The 25,212-nt window shown below is 74.7% G+C and carries 2 protein-coding genes (1 of these 2 cut by a window edge); both read right to left on the reverse strand.

Features of this window, described 5'->3' with window-relative positions:
• A complete protein-coding gene (locus AS97_RS37670) occupies positions 1–22,386 on the reverse strand; it encodes a non-ribosomal peptide synthase/polyketide synthase (RefSeq protein WP_210566459.1) in 22,386 nt (7,461 codons plus the stop codon).
• Positions 22,383–25,212: the 3' end of a non-ribosomal peptide synthetase gene (locus AS97_RS37675; RefSeq protein ID WP_210566460.1), read on the reverse strand. 14,147 nt of this gene lie beyond the right edge of the window; the window shows 2,830 of its 16,977 coding nt (coding positions 14,148–16,977); its start codon lies beyond the right edge, outside the window — the gene reads right to left on this strand; it ends in the stop codon at positions 22,383–22,385. Before AS97_RS37675 ends, AS97_RS37670 begins: the two co-directional genes overlap by 4 nt.

Here is a 25,212-nt window from a genome sequence, read left to right on the forward strand (position 1 = left end):
TCAACGGTCGGACGGGGTCGGGGTGGTGCGCGCGTCGCGCAGGGACCGGGCGAGCACCGGGCCGATCACGGCCCAGGCGGCGGCCTTGGTGATGTCGTTGTGGGCGCAGGCCACGTCGTGCCGGACCACGCGCCCGTCGACGTACGGGTCCCACAACTCGGGGGTGTAGGCCGAGCCCTCCTTGCCCTGCGCGGCGTGGAAGACCAGCACCTCGCCGCGGAACCGGTCCAGGCGGAAGTCCGCGGTGATGCGGGAGATGTTGGTGCCCACCCGCGCCAGGGCTTCGATGTGCCGTTCCTCCAGCCCGGCGATGGCGCTGTCGCCGTCGTCGAGCAGGGCGCGGGCCCGTGCGTGGTCCAGCGGGCCGTCGCCCAGTTCCGCCGGGTCGTGGCCGAGGTATGCCAGCAGTTGCCGCAGAACGTCCTCGGGCCGCTCCTCGACCGCCTCGTGGGCGTTGACGACGGGGTAGGCGTCGAGAATGGCCAGCGTCGCGACGTGTTCCCCGGCGGCCTGCAGCCGGGTGGCGATCAGATGTCCCAGGACACCGCCGAGCGACCAGCCCAGCAGATGGTAGGGGCCGTGCGGCTGGATGGCCCGGATTCGCTCCAGGTAGTCCTCGGCCATGGCCGCCACCGACTCCGGCAGCGGCTCATCGCGGGCCAGGCCGCGCGCCTGGAGCGCGTACACCGGGTGCTCGGGGTCGATGTGGCGCAGCAACCCCGCGTACGTCCAGCTCAGCCCGCCCGCCGGCGGCAGGCAGAACACCGGCTCGGCGCCGCCGCTGCCCCGCAGCGGCAGCACCACGTCCAGCGGGTCGCCCTCGTCGCCGGCGGTCAGCCGCTCGGCGAGGCCCTCGACGGTGGGGCTGTCGAACACCGCGGTGATGCTCACCGCGGTGCCGAAGGCGAGGTTCACCCTGCTGACCAGCCCAGCCGCGGTCAGTGAATCGCCGCCGAGGTCGAAGAAGTTGTCCTCGATCCCGATCCGGCCGACTCCCAGCGCCTCGGCGAACAGCCCGCACAGGACCTCCTCGCGCGGTGTCCTGGGCGCGCCGCCGCCGGTGCTGCCCGCGGTGTCCGGCGCGGGCAGGGCCGCTCGGTCCAGCTTGCCGTGCGGGGTGACCGGCAGGGTGTCCAGGGCGACGAACGCCGCGGGCACCATGTAGTCGGGCACCTGGCCCGCGAGGTGTTTGCGCAACACCATCGGGTCGAGCCGGCCCCCGTCGTGCGGCACCACGTACGCCGTGAGGCGGCGCCCGGCGGGGCCGGACTCCCGCAGCACGACGGCGGCCTGGGCCACGTCCGGGTGGCCGAGCAGCACCGATTCGATCTCGCCGGGCTCGATCCGGAAGCCGCGTACCTTCAGCTGCTCGTCGGCCCGGCCGACGAAGGTGAGCTGCCCGTCGTGGCTCCAGCGGACCAGGTCGCCGGTGCGGTACATGCGCCCCCCGGGCGTGCCGAACGGGTCGGCGACGAACCGCTCCGCCGTCAGCGCGCCGCGGTTCAGGTAGCCGCGCGCCAGGCCGGGCCCGCTGACGTAGAGCTCGCCTGCCACCCCGGGGGGCACCGGCCGCAACCGCGCGTCCAGCACGTAGGCGGAGGTGCCGGCGATGGGCCGGCCGATGGGGACCGCGGCGCCCGCGGTGAGCGGATCGCTCATCGTGGCGCACACGGTCAGCTCGGTCGGCCCGTAGGCGTTGATCATGCGCAGCCGCGGCGCCCACTGCTCCACCTGATGGGGCGGGCAGGGCTCGCCCGCGACCACCAGGGTGCGCAGCCCGGGCAGCCCGTCGGGTGCCACCGCGGCCAGGGCGGTGGGCGGGATGGTGGCGTGGGTGACCCCGTGCCGGGCGACCACCTCGGCCAGCGCCGGGCCCGGCATCAGCTCGGCCGCCGGGGCAAGCACCAAGGTGGCGCCCGCCGTAAGGGCGGTGACGATCTCCGAGACCGCCGCGTCGAAGCTGGGCGAGGCGAACTGCAGCACGCTGCTGTCCGCCTGGATCGCGAACCGCTCGGTCTGGGCCGCGGCCAGATTGCCGATGCCGCGGTGGGTGACCACGACGCCCTTGGGGCGTCCGGTCGTGCCCGAGGTGTAGATGACGTACGCGGCCTCGTCGGGTGAGGCGGGCCCGGCCGGGACCGGAGGTGCGTCGCTGTGGGCCGCCCACGCGGCCCGTACCGCCGGGTCGTCCAGCACGAGCGCCGGCCGGTTCCCGCCGGCCTCCTCCAGCAGGCGGACCGTGTCCGTGGTCGCCACCATCAGGGCCGGGCGCGCGTCGTCCAGGATGAACGCGCACCGCTCGGCCGGATAGCGCGGATCCACCGGCAGGTACGCCGCGCCCGCCCGGGCGACGGCCAGCACGGCCACCGCCGTATCGGGCGTGCGCTCCAGCACCAGGGCGACCAGTGAGCCCTTCCCCGCGCCGCGCCCGGTCAGCAGCCGTGCGAGCTGGTTCGCGCGCCGGTCCAGCTCCGCGTAACTCAGCCGCTCCTGTCCGCAGGCCACGGCGGTGCGCCGCGGGGCCCGCCGGGCCTGCTGGGCGACCAGCTCGGACCAGCGCGACGACGGGACGGCGCGGGCGGTGTCGTTGAACCGCCGCAGCACCTGGTCGCGCTGGCCCGGGCCGAGCAGGTCGACCTCGCCGGCCGGCTGGTCCGGGTCGGTGGCCAGCGCCCGCAGCCAGCGCATCAGCTGGTCCACGAGCCCCGCCGCGGTCGGCGCGTCGACCACATCGGGCCGGTGGTCCAGCCGCAGCCGCAGTGTCGCCCCGCGCATGGACGCGCACAGGGCCAGCGGATAGTGGGTGGCCTCGCGCGTCTCGTCGCCGCTGACGTCCACCTCGCCCGGCTCGGTGTCCAGGCCCGGCGGTGGGGCCGGGTAGTTCTCGAACACCGTGGCCGAATCGAAGAGTTCGCCGAGGCCCGCCAGCCGCTGCACATCGGACAGGCGCAGATACGGATAGGGCATCAGCGCGGACTGCTGCCGCTGGATCCGCTCCAGCAGCGCCGACAGGGGCTCCGACTGGTCCAGGCGGACCCGGACCGGCAGGGTGTTGATGAACAGCCCGACCATCGTCTCGATGCCCGGCACCTCCGGGGGCCGCCCGGAGACGGTGGCGCCGAACACCACGTCGTCCCGGCCGGCGAGCCGGCCCAGCAGGGTGGCCCAGGCGCCCTGCACGACCGTGTTGAGGGTCAGCCCGTGACGGCGTGCCAGCTCGGCCAGCGCCGCGCTCAGTTCCGGGTCCAGCTCCACGACCCGGCGCGACGGCACGGCCGTGACCTGGGCGCCGGCCCGCGGCGCGAGCAGCAGCGGCTCCTGCAGCCCGGCCAGCGCCTCGCGCCAGGCGTCCTCGGCCTCGCCCCGGTCCTGCCGGGCGAGCCAGGTGAGGTACGCGCGGTGGTCCGCCGGGACGGGCAGCGCCCGGTCGTCGCCCGCCGCCCCGTACAGGGCGGCCAGTTCGCCCAGGAGGATCGGCATGGACCAGCCGTCGAGCAGGATGTGGTGGTTGGTGAACAGGAAGCGGTACGCGTCCTCGGCCACCCGGATCAGGGTGAAGCGGATCAACGGTGGCCGGCCCGGGTCGAAGCGGCGCGCCCGGTCCTCCGCGACGATGCGCTCCACCTCGCGGTCGAGCGCCTCGCCGCCGAAGGTTCGCAGATCGTGCTCGTACCAGGGCAGCGCCAGGTCGTCGACCACCACCTGCACCGGACGGTCCAGGTCGTCCTGGCGGAAGGCCACCCGCAGGTTGGGGTGGCGCCGAAGCAGTGTGCGCGCCGCGGCCCGTAGCGCGTCCCGGTCCACCTGACCGTCCAGCGTCCACAGGAACTGGACGGTGTACGGGTCATGGCCGGCGTCGTCAAAGCGCGCGTGGAAGAGCAGCCCCTCCTGCAGCGGGGTGAGCGGCAGCACGTCCGCCAGACCCGGCAGATCGGCTTCGAGCCGCTCGATCTGGCGCTGGGTGAGCTGGACGAGCGGCAGATCGGAGGGGGTGCGCCCGCCGGCGCCCGGCCGGCGCCCCAGATCGGCCAGCGCCTGGAGCGCCTCGACCCAGCCCGCGCACAGCTCGAGGACCTCCTCGTCGGTGAACAGCCCGTCCGGCCAGCTCCACACGCAGCTCAGGGACGGGCCGTCGGCCGTGTCGTCCGCGCGCGCGTTGATCTCCAGGGCATGGCCGAACGGTCGCTGCCCGTCGGTGTCGCCGTCATAGCGGCCGGTCTCGTACACCGGCTCGGCAGCGGTCGGCGGCAGCGGGGCGCCGGGCGTCGCGAACCGGCCGAAGTAGTTGAACGCGACCTGCGGTTCGGCGCCGCCCGCGAGGCGGGCGGAGGACTCCGGGTCGAGGTAACGCAGCAGCCCGTAGCCGATCCCGTGGTCGGGGACCCGCCGCAACTGCTCCTTCACCGCCTTCGCGGCCCGTTCGGCGGCCGCCCCGCCCACCCGCACGGGGCCGAGACCGGACAGGTCGATCCGCACCGGGTACATCGCGGTGAACCAGCCGACGGTCCGCGTCAGGTCGACACCGTCCACGATGTCGTGCCGGCCGTGGCTCTCCACCGCCACCAGGACGTCGTCGCGGGCGTCGCCGCGGCGCGCGGCGCGCCACCGGGTCAGGGTCAGCGACAGCGCGGTGAGCAGGATGTCGTCCACCCCGCCGTGGATGGCGCGCGGTACGTCCGTCAGCAGCGCGGTGCTCAGCTCCACGGGCAGCCGGACGTGGGTGAACCGGGTCGAGGCGACGGTATCGCGGGCCGGGTCGAGCGGGCGGAGGCCCAGCGTCGGCTCGGGTGCGCGCACCACCTCCTCCCAGAACCCGGTCTCGGCACGCCGCTCGGCCGTCAGCCGGTGCAGCCGGGTGGCCCAGCCGCGCAGCGAGGTGCCCACCGGCTGGAGGGCGATCTCCCGGTCCTGGGCCGCCGCCTCGTACGCCTCGGCCAGGTCGGGCACCAGCACCCGCCACGACACTCCGTCGACGGCCAGGTGGTGCACCAGGAGCAGCAGGTGCCCGCCATGGTCCGGGCCCGGGTCGAACCACACGGCCCGCACCATCACCCCGTCGTCCGGGGCGAGTTGGGCCGCCGCCGTCTCGCGGTGCGCGGTGACCGCGGCCTCCAGCGCCGCCTCGTCCAGGCCCGCCACGTCCACGCGCTCCAGCAGCTCCTCCGCGCCGGCCGCCGGGAGTCGCGGGATCTCCAGGCGCCACCGCTCCTCGTCCCGGTGCAGCCGCATGCGCAGCGCCGCATGGTGCTCCAGCAGCGCCTCCAGCGCCCGCACCAGCGGCTCGCGGGTGGCCCCCGCGGGCAGCGGGACGACGCGGGACTGGTGGAAGCCCTCGATGGGGCCGCCCCGCTCGCGCAGCCAGTGCACGATGGGCAGCAGCGGCACCTCACCGGTGTCCGGCTCGTCGGCCCCGTCCGCGGCGTCGTCGTCGAGGCGGACCACCCCGGCCAGCTCCGCGACGGTCGGGTGCTGGAACACATCGCGCGTGCCGATCAGCAGCCCGGCCCGCCGGGCGCGGCTGACCAGCTGGATCGACATGATGCTGTCGCCGCCCAGGTCGAAGAAGTTGTCGTCGATGCCGATGGAGGGCAGGGCCAGCACCTCGGCCATCACCGCGCACAGCCGCGCCTCCCGCTCGGTGCGCGGCGCCCGCGAGGCGGCCGCGCCGGAGAAGTCGGGCGCGGGCAGGGCGCGTCGGTCGAGCTTGCCGTTGACGGTGGTCGGCAGGGCGTCGAGGGGGACGATCGCCGCGGGCACCATGTACGCGGGCAGCCGCTGCTCGGCGTAGCCGCGCAGCTCGGCCACCAGGGTGCCCAACTGCCGTGACCCGAGCGGGTTGTTGACGTGGACCGCGGGCTCCAGGCGGGTGGCGGGAAGATACACGTCGGTCAGAAGGGGCCCGTCGGCGCCGAAGACCGCGTCCAGCCGCCCGGGTGCGCCCGGGGCGTACGTGACGAGCACGGCCAGCCCGAGGCGGTCGCCCAGGGCATACAGCGCCTCCGGGTCGATGCCCGGCTCGGCCGGGCGGTGGAGGGCGTCCACGGCCTCGGCGACCTCCCGTCCCTCGGCGAGGGCCTGGAGGGCGGCCTGTTCCCCGGCCAGCCGGGCGTCCGGGATGCCCGTCACGCGCACCGGCCCGCCGCCGCGCCCGGCCAGCACGCGCTCCATGTCGGCCAGGTCGGTGAGGTCCACGCCGTGGCGCAGCCGTTCGATGGCGCCGAGGTCGTGTGCGTCCACCGGGCCGGTGCGCAGCACCACGTCGAAGCGGTGGCGGGTCAGCTCGTTGTCGCCGTGGCCGCGCTTGACCCGGACGTCCACGGCCGTGTAGGCGGGGATGTCGCGGGCGACGGCGGCGAAGTACTCGGGGTCGACCAGGAGTTCCTTCTCCATCAGGATCGTCTGCTCGACGGCCCGGGACAGCTCCGCCGCGCCCTGCTGTCCGGTCCACCCGTGCAGCCGCGCCGCGGTCTGGAAGGCGCGCTGGGTGCGCAGGTTGCGCTGGTCGCCGAGGAACACCGCACCCCCGGGGACCACGAGGTCCGCCAGTGACTCCAGCAGGTCGGTGAGGTAGGCGGCGTGGGGGAAGTACTGGGCGACGGAGTTGATGACCACGGTGTCGAAGAAGCCGGTGGGCAGCCCCTCCAGCTCATGCGCGGCGCGCAGCTTCAGCTCGACCCGATCGGCCAGTTCGGGCCGGGCCGCTACCTGGGCGCGCAGTACGGCGATGGCCTCGGCGGAGAAGTCCAGGCCCCAGTAGGTCTCGCAGTTGCCGGCGAGTTTGGCCAGCAGGAGTCCACTGCCGACGCCGATTTCCAGCACCCGGCGGGGCCGCAGGGCACGGATCCGCTCCACGGTGGCGTCCCGCCACTCGCGCATCTCCTCGATCGGGATGTCCTCGCCGGTGTAGCTGCTGGCCCAGCCGCTGAAGTCCTCGCCGAACTCCTCCGGCCGCTCCGCGCCGTACATCTGCGCGTACAGCTGCTGCCACTGGTCGATCTGCTCCTCGGCGGAGCCGGTCTCCTCCGCGGTGCCGTCGGCGCCCGGCACCACGTACGCCACCAGCTGGTGGTCGCCGGGGCGGTCCTCGCGCACCACGACGGCCGCCTGGGCGACGTCCGGATGGCCGGCGAGCGTCGCTTCGATCTCGCCCGGTTCGATCCGGAAGCCGCGGATCTTGACCTGGTCGTCGGCGCGGCTGAGGAACTCCACCGCGCCCTGGGCGTTCCACCGCACCAGGTCGCCCGTCCGGTACATCCGGCCGCCCGCCGGGCCGTACGGATCGGCCACGAACCGCTCGGAGGTCAGCTCCGGCCGTTCCAGGTAGCCGCGTGCCAGTCCGGCGCCCGCGATGTAGAGCTCGCCCGGGACGCCGGGCGGGACCGGGCACAGCCCGTCGTCCAGAACGTGGACGCGCATGTTGTCCAGCGGCCGTCCGATGGGGATCTGGGCGGGGACGTCATCGGGGTCCGGCATGCGGAAGCGGGTGGCGAAGGTGGTGGTCTCGGTCGGGCCGTAGCCGTCCACGACCACGGTCCCCGGGCAGGCCGCCATGACCCGCCGCACCGCCTCCGCGGGCACCACGTCGCCGCCGGTCCACACCTCGGCCACGCCCGCGAAACAGGACGGGGCCTCCTCGGCGGTGAGCCGGAACAGCCCGGCGGTCATCCACAGCCCGGTGACCGCGTGCTCGGCGACGACCCGCTCCAGGGTCGGAAGGTCCAGGTCACCCGGCGGGGCCAGCACCACCTGGCCGCCGTTCAGCAGCGGCACCCACAGCTCGTAGGTGGCCGCGTCGAACGCCTGCGGCGAGTGCAGCAGCACCCGGCGGTGCGCGCCCGAGGCGAACGCCCGGTCCGCCGCGAGTGCCGTGACGTCGGCGTGCGTGATCGCCACGCCCTTGGGCACCCCGGTCGAACCGGAGGTGTACATCACGTACGCCAGCTGCTCGGGGCGCACGGCCACTGGGAGAGGCACGTCCTGCCCGCCGGCCGGCGCCGGGGCGTCCACCACGAGGACGGTGGCGTCGTGCGCGCACTCCGGCGCGGGCGAGGCCAGGTCGGTGAGCAGCACCGAGACCTGGCTGTCCGCCATGATGTGGCCGCGCCGGGAGGCCGGGTAGCGCGGATCGATCGGCACATACGCGGCGCCGGACTTGAGCACCGCGAGGATCGACACCACGAGCCCGGGCGAGCGCTCCTGGAACAGGGCGACCCGGTCCTCGGGGGCGACCCCGAGTGCGACCAGGCGCCGCGCGAGGCGGTCGGACGCCTCGTCCAGCTCCCGGTAGGTCAGCTGCCGCTCGCCCGCGGCGACGGCCACCGCGTCCGGCGTGCGCGCCACCTGGGCGGCGAACCGCCCGGTCACACTGTCCGGCACGGCGTTGGTGGCGGTGTCGTTCCACCGCCGCACCACGGTCTCCCGCTCCTCCTCGCCCAGCAGATCGATCGAGGAGACCGGACGCCCCGGATCCGCGGTCACGGCGGTCAACAGCCGCTCGAGGCGCTCCAGCAGCCCGGCGACCGTGGCGGCGTCGAACAGGTCGGTGCTGTACTCGACGAACCCGTCCATGCCCTCCGGCGCGCCGCTGTCGTCGTCGAACTGCTCGGCGAAGCTGAAGAACAGGTCGAAGCGGGAGGCGCCGGTGAAGCCGTCCGCGGCCGTGACGGTGAGCCCGGGCAGCTCGAGGTCCGCGGCCGCCGTGGCGTTCTGCAGGGCCAGCATCACCTGGAACAGCGGCTGGTGTGCCGCGGAGCGGTCCGGCCGCAACACCTCCACCAGGTGGTCGAACGGCACGTCCTGGTGGGCGTACGCGGCCAGCGCCGTCTCCCGGGCGCGGCCGACCAGCTCGGCGAACGAGGGGTTGCCACTGAGGTCGTTGCGCAGCACCAGGGTGTTGACGAAGAAGCCGACCAGCTTGTCCAGCGCCTCGTCGGTGCGGCCCGCGATGGGGCTGCCCAGCGGAATGTCCGTGCCCGCGCCGAGCTTGTTCAGCAGCGCCGCCACCGCGGCCTGCATCACCATGAAGGTGCTCGCACCCTGCTGCCGGGCCAGCGCCCGGATCGCGGTGTGCAGCCGCGCGGGCAGCCGGATGCCCAGCCGTCCGCCCTCGAAGCCGGCCACCGCCCGGCGCGGCCGGTCGGTGGGCAGGTTCAGCTGGTCGGGCAGGTCCGCCAGGGCCCGCTCCCAGTGGCCGACCTGCGTCGCGAACAGGCTGTCCGGATCGGACTCCTCGCCCAGCAGCTCCCGCTGCCACAGCGCGTAGTCCGCGTAACTCACCGGCAGCGGCTCCCAGTCGGGTGCCCGCCCGGCGCAGCGGGCCGCGTACGCCCGGGCCACGTCCCCGGCCAGCGGGCCGATCGACCAGCCGTCGCCCGCGATGTGGTGGACGACCAGCACGAAGACGTGCTCGGTGGGCGACAGGGAGAGCAGGGACGCCGCCACCGGCAGGTCGGCGGTCAGGTCGAACCGGACCCGGACCGCCTCGGCCGTCGCGGCCTCCACCTCGGACGGCGTCACCCGGCGCACGGCGATCTCCACCCGGGCGTCGTCCCCGGTCAGGATCTGCTGACTGGGCACGCCGTCGACCTCGGGGAAGCGGGTGCGCAGGCTCTCGTGCCGGTCGAGGACGTCGTCCAGCGCGGTCCGCAGCGCGTCCCGGTCCAGGTCGCCGGAGAGCCGCACCACGAACGGCATGTTGTACGTCGGGCTCGGCCCCTCCAGACGGTGCAGCAGCCACATCCGGCGCTGGGCGAACGACAGCGGCAGCACCTCCGGGCGGGGCAGCGGGCGCAGCGCGGGGCGCGCCTGGTCGGCGCCGTCGAGCCGGCCGACCAGCCCGGCCGCGGTGGGGTGCTCGAACAGGGCGCGGATCGGCAGTTCGACGCCGAAGACCGTGCGCACCCGGCTCATCAGCCGCGTCGCCAGCAGCGAATGGCCACCGGACTCGAAGAAGCTGTCATGGACCGGGAAGGCGTCCATGCCGAGGGTCTGGGCGAACAGCCCGCACATGATCTCCTCGCGCGGGGAGCGCGGGGCACCGCCCGGGGCACCTTGGCCCGTGGCCGCCGGTTCCGGCAGGGCCCGCCGGTCGAGCTTGCCGTTGGGCGTCATGGGCAGCGCGTCGAGCGCGACGAGTGCCGAGGGGACCATGTACTCGGGCACAGACGCCGCGAGATGCGCGCGCAGCGCCCCGGTGTCGGCCGCCCGGCCGGGCGCCGGCACGACGTATCCGACGAGCCGCCGGTCGCCCGGTCTGTCCTCGCGCAACAGCACCGCCGCCCGGGCGACGTCCTGATGGCGGGTCAGCGCCGCCTCGATCTCGCCGGGTTCGATGCGGAACCCGCGCAGCTTCACCTGGTGGTCGACCCGGCCCAGGTACTCCAGGCACCCGTCGGAGCCCCACCGGGCGAGGTCCCCGGTGCGGTACATCCGGGTGCCCGCCGGGCCGTACGGGTCGGCCACGAAGCGTTCCGCCGACAGGCCGGGCCGCCCCAGATAGCCGTGGGCCAGGCCCGAGCCGCCGATGTACAGCTCGCCCGCGACCCCGGCCGGGACCGGCCGCAGCCGCCCGTCGAGGACCTGGACGGTGGTGTTGGCGATCGGGGCGCCGATGGCCGGGGCGCCCGGGCGGGCGCCGAGCGCCGCGGTCGTGGACCAGATGGTGGTCTCCGTCGGCCCGTACAGGTTGGTCAGCTCCGCGCCGGCCCCGGTGATCCGGTCCGCCAGTTCGCGCGGCAGCGCCTCACCGCCGGCCAGGGCGCGCAGGCCCCGCGGCGCGTCCGGGGCGTGCGCGACCAGGGCCTGCCACAGGGACGGCGTCCCCTGCAGAACGGTCGCGCCCGCCTCGCCGGCCAGCCCCAGCAGCGCCGCCGGGTCGCGCACCGTGTCGCGGTCGGCGATGACCACCGCGGCACCGCTCACCAGCGGGAGGTACAACTCCAGCGCGGCGATGTCGAACGACACCGTGGTGACGGCCAGCAGCCGGTCGGCGGACCCCAGCGGGAACCGCTCGGCCATGTCGCCCAGGAAGTTGGCCAGCGCGCGCCGCGGCACCACCACCCCCTTGGGCCGTCCGGTCGATCCCGAGGTGTGGATGACGTACGCGGGGTGCTCCGGATGCACCGGCGCGGCCCGCTCGCCGTCGGCCCACGGCCGCGCCGGCGCATCCGGTCCGCGGTGCGGCCCGGCGTCGTCCAGCAGCTCCAGGCTCGTGCCCTCGGGCAGGGCCGCGGCGGTGGTGCGGGTGGCGAGGGCGAGCAGCGGACGTGCGTCGGCGAGGGTGGCGGCCAACCGCTCCGCGGGGTGCGCGGGGTCCAGCGGCAGATACGCCGCGCCCGAGCGCAGGACCGCCAGGAGCGCCACCAGCATGCCGGTGCCGCGCGGCAGGGCCACGGCGATCAGGCTGCCGGGCGCCGCGCCGCGCTCGATCAGGCGCCGGGCCAGCCGGGTCACGGCGGCGTCCAGTTCGCCGTAGGTCAGCGACCTGTCGGGGCCGCGCACCGCGAGGGCGCCGGGGGCGGCCGCGGCGCGCCGGGCGAGCAGCGCGTCGACGCCGTCGGCGGGGACCGTGCGCCGTGGCCCGGTGCCCGCCGTGCGCAGCGCCGACCGCTCTTCGGGATCGAGCAGCTCCAGCTCCCCGACCGCCTCGTCGGGCGCGGTGACGGCCGCGGAGAGCAGCCGCACCAGGCGGGCCGTCAGACCGGCCACCCGCTCGCCGTCGAACAGGTCGACGGCGTAGCCGGCCGTGCCGGTGATACCGGCCGGTGTGCCATCCGCGGCGTGGTGCTCCGTGAAGGTGAAGGACAGGTCGAACTTCTCCGTCTCCAGCGTGAAGCCCTCCGGCTCGACCGTCAGCCCCGGCAGGCCCAGGCTCCAGTCCGCCCGCGCGGCGTTCTGCAGGTTGAGCGCCACCTGGAACAGCGGGTGGCGGGCCATCGAGCGGCCCGGGTTGACCGCCTCCACCAGGCGCTCGAACGGAAGGTCCTGGTGGGCGTAGGCGGCCAGGTCGGTCGCGCGTACCCGGTCCAGCAGCTCGGCGAAGGTCGGCTCGCCGGAGGTGTCGGTGCGCAGCACCAGGGTGTTGACAAAGAATCCGACCAGGTCCTCCAGGGCCTCGTCGGTGCGTCCGGCGATCAGGCTGCCGATCGGGATGTCCGTGCCGCAGCCCAGGCGCGAGAGCAGCGCCGCCAGGCCCGTCTGCAACACCATGTAGACGCTCGCCTGCCGGGACCGGGCCAGCTCGCCGATCCGCTGGTGCAGCTCGGCGGGGATCTCCACCGGGACGTGCGCGCCCCGGTAGCTCGCCACGGCCGGGCGGGAGCGGTCGGTGGGCAGGGACAGCTCGTCGGGCAGCCCGGCCAGCGTCTCCTCCCAGTAGCGCAGCTGCCGGGTGATGGGGCTGTCCGGTTCGGCCTCGTCGCCGAGCACCGCGCGCTGCCACAGCGCGTAGTCGGCGTACTGCACGGGCAGCGGCTGCCAGCCGGGCTCGCGGCCGGTGGCCCGCGCCCGGTAGGCGGTCGCCAGGTCGGCCATGAGCGGGGCGAGCGACCAGCCGTCGGCCGCGATGTGGTGCATCGTCAGGGTGAGCACATGGGTATCCGCGGCCGGCGCGAACAGCCGGGCCCGGAGCGGGGGCTCGACGGTCAGATCGAAGCCGCCGCGCATCTCGGCCGCCAGCAGCCCGGGCAGCTGCTCCTCGGTGGTCTCGGTGACGTCCGGCCGCGGCGCGGCCTCGTCCACGCGGAGCACCCGCTGGACGGGGACACCGGCGGACTCGGGGAAGACGGTGCGGAACACCTCGTGCCGCGCCACCAGGTCACCCAGCGCCGCGGTGAGCGCGTCCCGGTCGAGCGCACCGGTCATCCGCAGGGCGATCGGCAGGTTGTACGCGGAGTCGGCCGCGTCGTCGAAGCGGTTGAGGAACCACAGCCGCCGCTGGGCGAACGACAGCGGTACTTCGGCCGGGCGCGGCATCGGCGCGAGCGCGCGGCGGCCCGCCCCGGCCTGGGTGAGGTGCGCGGTCAGCCGGGCCACCGTGGGCGCCTCGAAGACGGCGCGGATCGGCAGCTCCAGCCCGAAGACCGAGCGGATCCTGCTGACCAGCCGGGTGGCGAGCAGCGAATGCCCGCCCAGATCGAAGAAGTTGTCGTGCACGCCGACGTCCGGCACCCCGAGCATGTCCGCGAACAGGTGGCACAGCAGCTCTTCCTGCGGGGTGCGCGCACCGGCCGCGCCCGGCCCGTCCCGCCGGTCCGCCACCGGCGCGGGGAGCGCCGCGCGGTCCACCTTGCCGTGCGCGGTCAGCGGCAGCTCGTCCACCGTCAGATATGCCTGCGGCACCATGTACTCCGGCAGCCGCCCGGCCAGATGCCCCGCCAGGTCGGCGGGCGCGCAGGGCGCGGCGCCGGGCGCCGGGACGAGATAGGCCACCAGACGCTGGTCGCCCGGCCGGTCCTCGCGCACGATCACCGTCGCGCCGGCGACGGCCGGATGCGCGGCGAGCGCCACCTCGATCTCGCCCAGCTCGATCCGGAAGCCCCGCAGCTTGACCTGGTCGTCGCCGCGGCCCACGTACACCAGCTCCCCGGCCCGGTTCCACTTGGCCAGGTCGCCGCTGCGGTACATCCGGGCGCCGGGCGGGCCGTACGGGTCGGCCACGAACCGCTCAGCGGTCAGCGCCGGCGCGTGCAGATAGCCGCGCGCCAGCCCCTCACCGGCCAGATACAGCTCCCCGGTCACGCCTTCGGGCACCGGTTCGAGCCCCGCGTCCAGCACATACAGCCGGGCGTTGGCCTGCGGCCGCCCGATCGGCACCGGCCCGTCCGGCAGCGGCGCCCCGGGGGCGAGGCGGTACTCGGCGCAGTTCACGGTGGCCTCGGTCGGCCCGTACACGTTGCGCACCGTCACGTCCGGGTGCCGCTCACGCCATTCGCGCAGGCTGGTGCCGAGCAGCGGCTCGCCGCCGAGCAGCAGGTCGCCGGAGGGCGAGTAGCCGTCGGGCAGCGCGCTGAGCAGCGGCAGATGGCTCGGGGTGGCCTTGAGGAAGGTGGCGGGCGCCGCGGCCAGCCCGGCCTCCTCCGGCGGCGCGGGTTCGCTGAGCGAGGCGAGGTTGACGCAGCCGCCGACCAGCAGCGGTGTGTACAGGCCGGTGACGGTCAGGTCGAACGAGACGGGCGAGTGCACCAGCGCCACCCCGCGCGCCGACGCGTACTCGGCGGTGGTGTGCGCCAGGTAGTCGGCGAGCGAGTGGTGCTCGACCACCACGCCCTTGGGCCGCCCGGTGGAGCCGGAGGTGTAGATGACGTAGGCCGCGTCCCGCATGGACAACGGGCGGGTGCGCTCCGCGTCGGCCACCGGTCCGCCCTCGGCCGCCGCCAGGACCGCCGCCGTCTCCGGCGCGTCCAGCAGGACCACGGGCGCGGCGCACTCCGGGAGCCGGGCCGCGGTGGCGGTGTCGGTGAGCACCAGTGCGGGCGCCGCGTCGCCGAGCACGAAGGCGATGCGGTCGGCCGGGTTGCCGGGGTCGATCGGCAGATACGCGGCACCGGATGTCACCACCCCGAGCAGGGCGGTGACCAGCAGCGGTGTCCTGGGCAGCGCGACCGCGACCAGCGCGCCGGGTCCGGCGCCGGCCGCCCTCAGGTGGCGGGCGAGCCGGCCTGCGGCGGCCGCCAGCTCCGCGTACGTCAGCGTGAGCGGGCCGCGCACCACCGCGGGCGCGTCCGGGGTGCGCGCCGCCTGGGCGGCGAACAGCTCCGGCAGGGGCGCCGCGGGCACCTGCCCGGCGGGGCCCGCCGCGTACCCCGACACCAGCCGGTCGCGTCGGTCGGCGGGCAGCATCGCCAGGTGGTCGACGGTCCGGTCCGGGTCGTCCACGGCGGACCGCAGCACCCGGCCCAGACAGGCGGCGAAGTCCTCCGCCGTGGCCTGGTCGAACAGGTCGACGCTGTACTGGATGTCGCCCTGGAGCCCGGCCGGGGCGCCGTCGGCGCCGTACTCCTCGGAGAAGCCGAAGGCCAGGTCGAACCGGGCCGCGCCGAGGTTGACCACGTACGAGGTCACCTCCAGGCCGCGCATCTCGCTGGCGTAGTCCGGGAGGTTCTGCAGGTTCAGCAGCACCTGGAACAGCGGGTGCCGGGCCAGTGAACGAGGCGGGTTGACGGCCTCCACCAGCCGCTCGAACGGCACGTCCTGGTTGCCGTAGGCACTCAGGTCGGTCTCCCGCACCCGGTCCACCAGCTGACGGAAGGTCGGGCGTCCGGAGGTGTCGGTGCGCAGCACCAGCATGTTGGTGAGGAACCCGACCATGTCGTCGAGTGCCTCGTCGGTGCGGTTGGCGATCACGCTGCCGATCGGGATGTCGGTGCCCGCACCGACCCGGTGCAGCATCGTGGCGAGCCCGGCCTGCAACACCATGTACAGGCTCGCGCCCGTCTCCTGGGAGAGCGCCAGCAGCTTCCCGTGCAGCTCCGCGTCGAGCCGGTAGTACACGGGCATGCCGCGGTGGCTCGCGACCGCCGGGCGCGGACGGTCCACCGGGAGCGCCAGCTCCTGCGGCAGCGCGGCGAGTTGCTCCTGCCAGTAGCGCAGCTGCCCGGAGAAGACGCTGTCCGGGTCGTCCTCGTCGCCCAGCACCTGCTGCTGCCACAGCGCGTAGTCGGCGTTCTGCACCGGCAGTGGCTCCCACCGCGGCGCCACCCCGTCGCAGCGCGCGGCGTAGGCGGTGGCCAGGTCGGTCGCCAGCGGCCGCATCGACCAGCCGTCACCGGCGATGTGGTGCAGCACGAACAGCAGGACGTGGTCCTCCTCCGCCAGGCGGAACAGCGACACCCGCAGCGGCACCTGGACTGTCAGGTCGATACCGCGGCGGACCTCGGCCTCCAGCCGCTCGTCCACGTCCCCGGGGCCGGCCTCCACCACCGTCAGGTCGGGGCGGGCCTCTTGCGCGGGCAGGATCCGCTGGTAGGGCACGCCGTCCCGCTCGGGGTACACCGTCCGCAGGCTCTCGTGCCGGCCGACGAGATCGCCGAGCGCGTCGGCGAGCGCGGCCTGGTCGAGCGGGCCCCGCAGCCGGATCGAGATCGGCATGTTGTACGTGGCGCTCTGGCCGTCGAACCGGTTGATGAACCACAGCCGCCGCTGGGCGAACGACAGCGGGATGTGCTCCGGCCGCTCCATGGCCCGCAGCGCGCTGCGCCCGGCGCGGGCGTCGTCCAGCCGGGCGGCGAGCGCCTCGGCCGTCGGCGCGTCGAACACCGCCCGGATGGGCAGCTCCACACCGAAGGCGGCACGGACCCGGCTGACCAGACGGGTGGCGAGCAGCGAGTCGCCGCCCAGGGCGAAGAAGCTGTCGTCGACGCCCACGTCCGGCCGCCCCAGGAGGTCGGCGAACAACCGCACCAGCTGCTCCTCGCGCGGGGTGCGGGCGGCCCGGCCGGAGACGGCGACCTCGGGCGCGGGCAGCGCCGCGCGGTCGACCTTCCCATGGGCGGTGAGCGGAAGCCGGTCCAGGGTGACCACGGCGGAGGGCACCATGTAGTCCGGCAACTCGTCGGCCAGCCGGCGGCGCACCGCCTCGGCGTCCAGGGCCGCGCCGTCGGCGGGCACGAGGTAGGCGATGAGCCGCTGCGGGCCGTCGGCGGCGCGGCGTGCGATCACCGCGGCCTGGGCCACCCGCGGCAGCCGGGAGACGGCCGCCTCCACCTCGCCCGGCTCGATGCGGAACCCGCGGATCTTGACCTGGTCGTCGGCGCGGCCCGCGAACAGCAGGCTGCCCTCGGGTGTCCACCGCACCAGGTCGCCGACCCGGTACATGCGGGAGCCCGGCGGGCCGAACGGGTCGGCCACGAAGGACGCGGCGGTCAGCCCCGGCCGGTCCCAGTAGCCGCGTGCGAGCCCCTCACCGGCGATGTACAGCTCGCCGGTGACCCCGGCCGGCACCGGCCGCATCATGCCGTCCAGCACATAGACGCGCATATTGTCCATCGGGCCGCCGATCGGCACGGTGCCGACGGGTGGGGTGGCGGCGTCCATCCGGTGGAAGGTGGCGAAGCTGGTGGTCTCGGTCGGACCGTAGGTGTCCTTGAACACCATGCCGGGGAAGCGGTCCAGCAGCCGGGCGACCGAGGCGGCGGGCACCACGTCGCCGCCCGCGAGCAGTTCGCGTACCGGCGCCAGGCACTCCAGGTCCTCGTCCACCACCAGCCGGAACAGCCCTGCCGTCAGGTGCAGCGCCGTCACCCGGTACTCGCTCAGGAGCCGCCCGAGGGACGCCACGTTAAGGTCCTCCGGCGGAGCGAGCACCACCTGACGGCCCCTCAGCAGCGGCATCCACAGCTCGTAGTTGGAGGCGTCGAAGGCGTGCGGGGCGTGCAGCAGCACCCGATGGTGGGCGTCCCCGGCGAAGCAGCGGTCGAGCGCGAACGCCAGCAGGTCACGGTGGGTGACGGCGACACCCTTGGCGCGACCGGTGGAGCCGGAGGTGTACATGATGTACGCGAGCTGCTGCGGATGGCCCGCGACGTGTGGGTCCTCGGCCGGCTGTTCGGCCAGCCGCGGCTCGTCGTCCACGACGATGACCGGACCGCCGGCCGGGGGTGCCTCGGAGACCGACGCGGTGTCGGTCAGCACCACCGAGGCGCCCGTCTCGGCGACGATGAGGGTCGTGCGGGCCAGCGGTGCCCGTGCGTCCAGCGGTACGTAGGTCCCTCCGGCCTTCAGCACGGCCAGCAGCGACACGACCAGATCCGGCGAGCGGCGCTGCAGCACGGCAACCCGGGAGCCCGCGGTCACGCCCGAGGCGCGCAGCAGATGGGCCAGCCGGTTGGCGGCCGTGTCCAGCTCCTGGTACGTCAGCTGCCCGCCCTGCCACAGCAGGGCCGGCTCGTCCGGCACCCGCGCGGCCTGTTCGGCGAAACGGCGCTGCACGGTGTCCACCAGGGCGGGCACCTCGATGGCAGTGTCGTTCCAGTCGGCCAGCAGCCGCGCGTGCTCGGCCCCGGTCAGCAGCCGCAGCCGCGACAGCCGCCCGCCGGGCGCGTCGGCGAGCTGGGTGAGCACCGATGTCATGCGCTCCCACAGCCGCGCTACGGACTCCGCGTCGAACAGCGACGAGCGGTAGTGCAGCCGCCCGGTCAGCTCCTGGCCGCCGGGCTCCTCGGCCAGGACCACCGCCAGGTCGAACTTCTCCACACCCAGGGCCGCGTCGTCCGGGCGCACCACCAGATGCGGCCACCGCGCGGTGCCCCCACCGCTCCGTACGGTCAGGGCGACCTGCGCCAGCGGATGGCGCGAGGCGATCAGATCCGGCTCCAGACGGCGCAGCAGCCGCTCGAACGGGACCGGGTGGCGCCGGGCCTCCGCCGCCGCCTTGCCGGCGCGGGTGAGCAGCTCGGCCACCGTCGGATCCCCGGAGGTGTCGACGCGCAGCACGGACAGATGCGCCCCGAAGACCGCGGAGCCGGTCTCCCCGGCGGGGTGGGACAGGGTGGCGACGGGCACGTCATGGCCGGCCCCGAGGCCGCCGAGCACCAGGGCGAACGCGGCGCGCAGCACCGTCTCCAGGTCGGTGCCGGCCCGCTCGGCGAGCGCGCCGAGGCGCTCGCGTGCCGCGGCGCCCAGCCGGACGGGCACGGCGTGCGAGGGCCGGGCGTCCACGGCCGGGCGCGGCCGGTCGGTGGCCAGCGGCAGCTCCTCGGGCGCGCCCGCCAGGTGTCCGGCCCACCAGGCGAGGGCCTCCTCGTCCCGGGCCCGGTCCGGCTCCGGCTCCGCCTCCCAGCGCACCGGTTCGCCGCCGGTCCGGGCCCGGTAGGCGGACGCCAGGTCGCGCAGCAGCCGTCCGCCCGCCCAGTCGTCGCCGGCGATCCGGTGCACCACCGTCACCAGGACGGCCTCGCCGTCGTTGACGCGGAACAGCGCGAACCGCACCGGCAGCCGGGTGGCCAGGTCGAATCCGCCGGCCACCTCGGCGGCCAGCGCCGCCTCGTCGAAGTCGGTCACCGTGAGCGGGACGCGCACGCCCGACGGCGGCAGCACCGCACCGCTCGGCTCGCCGTCCCGCTCGGGGAAGACCGTACGCAGCGCCTCGTGCCGGGCCAGCACATCGTGCAGCGCGCCGCGCAGCGCCTCCTGGTCGAGGTCGCCGGTCAGCCGCACGGCGAACGGAACGTTGTGGGTGGCGGCCCGGTGCTCCTCGAAGCGGTTGATGAACCACAGCCGGCGGTCCGCGCGGGAGACCTCCACCGTGCGGGCCCCGGCCGCGGACGCCGCATCGCCCTGGGGCAGCGCGGCCGTGATCCGGGCGGTCAGCGCCTCGACCGAGGGTGCCTCGAAGATGACGCGGATCGGCACGTCCACCCCGAAGGCCGAGCGGATCCGCCCGGCCAGCCGGATCGCGAGCAGCGAATGCCCGCCCAGCTGGAAGAAGTCGTCGTCGGCACCGACCTCGGGTGCGCCGAGGACATCGGCGTACAGGCCGCAGACGATCTCCTGCTCAGGGGTCGAGGGCGCGCGCCGGGTGCCCTGCGCCGCCGGTGCCGGCAGCGCGGCCTTGGCCACCTTGCCGTTGCGGGTCAGCGGAAGCTCGTCGAGGACGACGAAGGCGGCGGGCACCATATAGCCGGGCAGCCGCTCCGCGACGTGCTCGCGCACCTCGTCCGCACCGGCCCCCTCCACCACCACGTACGCCACCAGACGGCGGTCGCCGGGGCGGTCCTCGCGGACGGTGACGACCGCCTGCCGCACCGCGGCGTGGCCACGCAGGGCGGCCTCGATCTCACCGGTCTCGATGCGGAAGCCACGGATCTTGACCTGGTCGTCGGCCCGCCCGGCGAACGTCAGCTCCCCGGAGTCGGTCCAGGCCACCAGGTCGCCGGTGCGGTACATGCGCTGCCCGGCCGCGCCGAACGGATCGGCCACGAACCGCTCCGCGGTCAGCGCCGCCCGCCCCAGATAGCCGCGGGCGAGCCCCACCCCGCTCAGATACAGCTCGCCCACCGCGCCCACCGGCACCGGCCGCAGCGCCTGGTCCAGCACATAGGCACGCACGTTGTCCAGCGGTGCGCCGATGGACGGGGCGGCGCCCCGCGGCGTGAGCCCGTCGGTCATGGTGGCGGCGACCGTGGCCTCGGTCGGCCCGTACGCGTTGACCATGTGGCGTCCGGGCGCCCAGGCGGAGACCAGTTCGGCCGAGCACGCCTCGCCGCCCACCATCAGCCCGCGCACCGTGCCGAGGCTGCCGGCCGGCATCATCGACAGCGGCGACGGGGGGATCATCAGATGGGTGATCCGCCGCTCGTCGAGCAGCGCGGCCAGGTCGGGGCCCGGCGCGAGGCGCTCCTCGGGCGCGCACACCAGGGTGGCGCCGGTGAACAGGGCCTTGGACAGCTCCCAGAACGAGGCGTCGAAGCTGGGGGAGACGAACTGCAGTACCCGGTCGCCCGGCCCCACCCGGTGCTTACGGCGCTGTACCGCGACGGCGTTGGCCAGACCCAGATGGCTCACCACGACGCCCTTCGGGCGCCCGGTGGAGCCGGAGGTGTAGATGACGTAGGCCGGGTGCAGCGGGTGCGCGGGAGCGGTGCGCTCCTGGTCGGTCAGCGGGGTGCGCGCGGTGTCCGCCAGCGCGGCGCCCAGCCGCGGGTCGTCCAGCGGCAGCACCTCGGCGGCGCCGGTGGCGGGCAGCAACCGGGTGGCGTCGTTGGTGGTGAGCACCGCCGCGGGCCGCGCGTCGTCGAGGAGGAAGGCGATGCGTTCGCGCGGGTAGCGCAGATCGACCGGCAGGTACGCGGCCCCGGCCTTGGCCACCGCGAGCACCGACAGCACGAACGCGATACCGCGCGGCAGCGCCAGCGCCACGACCCGCTCCGGCCCGATGCCGCGGCCGGCCAGCTGGCGGGCCAGTTGATTGGCCCGCGCGTCCAGCTCCCCGTAGGTGACGGTGGTCGACTCGTACTCGACGGCGACGGCCTCCGGCGCGCGGGCGGCCTGGGCCTCGAAGAGCTGGGCGAGGGTGGCCGGTTCGACGGGGCGGCCGGTGTCGTTGAACCGCACCAGCAGCCGCTGCCGCTCGGCCGCGTCCAGCAGGTCGAGGCGCCCGACCGGCTGCTCCGGCTCGGCCACCAGGGTCTCCAGCAGCCGCCGCGCCCGGTCCAGCAGGGCCGCCGTCTCCTCGGCGCCGAACAGGTCGGGCTGGTAGCTCAGCCGCAGATGCAGCCGCTCCCCGGGCAGCACCATCAGCGCGATCGGATAGTGGCTGTAGTCGGTGCCCTCGGATTCCACCACGCGCAGTCCGGTGCCGGGCAGGCTTTCGGCGTTGTGGTCGACGGGGAAGCTCTCGAACACCGTCATGGTGTCGAACAGCTCGGCCCCGCCCGCCAGCCGCTGGATCGCGGCGAGCCCCAGGTGCTGGTGCGGCAGCAGCTCCGTCTGCTCGGCCTGGATCCGTACCAGCATGTCCAGGACGGACTCGCCGGGATCGACGCGCACCCGCACCGGCAGGGTGTTGAGGAACAGGCCGACCATGTTCTCCACACCCGGCAGCTCCGGCGGGCGGCCGGAGACGGTGGTGCCGAAGACCACGTCACGGCGCCCGGTGAGCTGGCTCAACAGCAGCGACCACATCCCCTGGACGACCGTGTTGAGGGTGAGCGAATGGCGCCGGGCCAGTGCGGTCAGCGCGGTGGTCAGCGAACGGCTCAGGTCGAGGGTGGCCCGCTCGGGCAGCACCGCCATGCGGTCCGGTGCCACCGGCCGCACCACCATCGGCTCGGCCAGGCCGTCGAGCGCCTTCGCCCACGCCTGTTCGGCCGCCGGCCGGTCCTGCCCGGCCAGCCAGACGAGGTAGTCGCGGAACGGCGGGACCGGCGGCAGTTTGCTGTCATTGGTGCCGCCGCGCGCGTACAGCGCGAACAACTCGCTGAGCAGCAGCGGGATGGACCAGCCGTCCAGCAGGATGTGGTGGTGGGTGAAGAGCAGCCGGCAGCGCTCGGCACCCAGGCGGATCAGGGTGAACCGCAGCAGCGGCGGGCGCGCGAGGTCGAACCGGCGGGTGCGGTCCTCTTCCGTCAGCCGCGCCACCTCGGCCGCGCGCTCCTCCTCGGTCAGCCCGCCGAGGTCATGCTCGGTCCAGGGGACCGGCACCTCCCGGATCACCAGCTGCACGGGCTGGGCGGAGCTGCGGTGCTGGAAGGACGTCCGGAGGTTGGCGTGGCGGCGCAGCACGGTGGCCGCGGCCGCCCGGAGGGCGTCGGCGTCCAGCCGGCCCTCCAGCTCGACGCTCAGCTGCGAGGTGTAGAGGTCCACGCTGCGGTCGTCGTACAGGCTGTGGAAGAGCAGCCCCTCCTGCAGCGGGGTGAGCGGCAGGATCGCTTCAACTGCCGATGTGCTCATTCCGGCAACCTCCAGTCAGATTCGAGCAGTGAGAGTTCGTCGTCCGAGAGCGACACCAGGGACCGGTCGACCGTCCCGTCGTCGGGCGGCGGTGGCGCGCTCGGCGCCGGGTCCGGTGTGATGCCGGTGGGTGTGTCGGCGACGGCCGCCATGTCCGCCGCCGTCTTGTGCCGGAACACATCACGGGCGGTGAGGACCACACCGGCGGCCCGCAGTCGGCTGACGAGCTGGATGGAGATGATGCTGTCGCCGCCCAGGTCGAAGAAGTTGTCGTCGATGCCGATCGTGGGCAGGGCCAGGACCTCCGCCATCACGGCGCAGACCAGGGCCTCCAGCTCGGTGCGCGGCGCCCGTGACGTGGTGCCGCCGGTGAACTCCGGCGCGGGCAGCGCCCGGCGGTCGAGCTTGCCGTTCACCGTCATGGGCAGCTCGTCGAGCGGGACGAACGCGGCGGGCACCATGTACTCGGGCAGCTGCCGCTCGGCGTGGGCGCGCAGGTCGGCCACGAGGGTGCCCAGCCGGCGTGAGCCGAGGGGGTTGTTGACGTATGCGCCGGGCTCCAGCCGGGTGGCCGGAAGGTACACGTCGGTCAGGGCCGGCCCGTCGGCGCCGAAGACGGCGTCGAGCCGCCCCGGGGCGCCGGAGGCGTAGGTGACCAGGACGGGCAGCCCGTGCCGCTCGGCCAGGGAGTGAAGTGTCTCCGGATCGATCCCCGGTTCGTCGGGGTGGCCCAGAGCCTCCAGGACCTCGGCGACCTGGCGCCCCTCGGTGAGGGTGTGCAGGGCGGCCTGTTCCCCGGCCAGCCGGGCGTCGGGGATGCCGGTGACCCGGATCGGCTCACCGCCGCGCCCGGCCAGCACGCGCTCCATGTCGGCCAGGTCGGTGAGGTCCACGCCGTAGCGCAGGCGCTCGATGGCGCCGAGGTCGTGTGCGTCCACCGGGCCGGTGCGCAGCACCACGTCGAAGCGGTGGCGGGTCAGCTCGTTGTCGCCGTGGCCGCGCTTGACCCGGACGTCCACGGCCGTGTAGGCGGGGATGTCGCGGGCGACGGCCGCGAAGTACTCGGGGTCGACCAGGAGTTCCTTCTCCATCATGATCGCCTGCTCGACCGCCCGGGACACCGCGGCCTCGTCCTGGTGCTCGGCGCGCTGCCGCAGCCGGATCGCGGTCTGGAAGGCGCGCTGGGTGCGCAGGTTGCGCTGGTCGCCGAGGAACACCGCACCCCCGGGGACCACCAGCTCCGCCAGTGACCCCAGCAGGTCGGTGAGGTAGGCGGCGTGGGGGAAGTACTGGGCGACGGAGTTGATGACCACGGTGTCGAAGAAGCCGGTGGGCAGCCCCTCCAGCTCCTGCGCCGCGCTCACCCGCAGCCGCACCCGCTCCGCCAGTTCGGGCCGGGCGGCGACCTGACGGCGCAGTACGGCGATGGCCTCGGCGGAGAAGTCCAGGCCCCAGTAGGTCTCGCAGTCGCCGGCGAGTTTGGCCAGCAGGAGTCCACTGCCGACGCCGATTTCCAGCACCCGGCGGGGCCGCAGGGCACGGATCCGCTCCACGGTGGCGTCCCGCCACTCGCGCATCTCCTCGATCGGGATGTCCTCGCCGGTGTAGCTGCTGGCCCAGCCGCTGAAGTCCTCGCCGAACTCCTCCGGCCGCTCGGCCCCGTACATCAGGTCGTACACCTGCTGCCACTGGTCGATCTGCTCCTCGGCGGAGCCGGTCTCCTCCCGGGAACCGTCCAGCGCGGGCACGACGTACGCCACCAGTTGCGGATCCCCCGGATGGTCCTCCCGCACCGTCACCACGGCCTCGTCCACTTCGGGGTGGTCCCGCAGGCTGCGCTCGATCTCGTCGGTCTCGATGCGGTAGCCGCGCACCTTGACCTGGTTGTCGACCCGGCCGACGAACTCCTGCCGGCCGTCGGGGAGCCAGCGCACCAGGTCGCCGGTGCGGTACATCCGCTCGCCGGGGGTGCCGAACGGGTCGGCGACGAACCGCTCGGCCGTCAGCGCGGCCCGGTACAGATAGCCGCGGGCCAGCAGCCCGCCGGCGATGTACAGCTCGCCGGGGACACCCACCGGAACCGGCCGCAGCCGCGCGTCCAGCACATACATCCGGGTGTTCCACGCGGGGCCGCCGAGGGTCACGACGCCGGGGCGCACCTCGTCGCCCGGCGCGATCCGGTGGACGCTGCAGCCGACCGTGGTCTCGGTGGGGCCGTACTCGTTGTGCACGGTGGTCCGCGGGTTGCGGGCGCGCCAGGTGGCGAGCGCGGCGTCGGTCAGCGCCTCGCCGCCGATCACCAGGTCGTCGGCGGGGGAGAACTCCGGCGGCAGCGCGTCGAGCAGCCGCAGGTGGGTGGGCGTCACCTTCAGGAACGACAGCGGGGTGGCGGCAAGCGCCTCGACGGTCTGCCGGTCCTCCTCCATCCCGGCCATGTGCAGGAGGCCACCGGAGAGCAGCGGCCCGAACAGCGCGGTCACCGTCAGGTCGAAGGAGATCGGCGAGTGCAGCAGCGCGGTGCCGCGCAGCGCCGGATAGATGTCCAGGGCCCAGTCCAGGTATTGCAGGACGGAGGCGTGGGCCACGGCCACGCCCTTGGGGCGACCGGTCGAGCCGGAGGTGTAGATGACGTACGCGACATTGCTCCGGTGCAGCGGACGGCGCCGCTCCGCGTCGTCGAGGGCATGGCCGGGACGCGCCGCGAGCTTTGCCCGGGTATCCGGGGCGTCGAGGTACAGCCGGGGCCGGGTATCGTCCGCGGGCAGCTGGGAGGCGCCCTGCGCGGTGCACAGCAGCAGCGTGGGCCGGGCGTCGTCGAGCATGAAC

The sequence above is a fragment of the Streptomyces sp. AgN23 genome (assembly GCF_001598115.1).
Classification (GTDB): Bacteria; Actinomycetota; Actinomycetes; order Streptomycetales; family Streptomycetaceae; genus Streptomyces; species Streptomyces antimycoticus.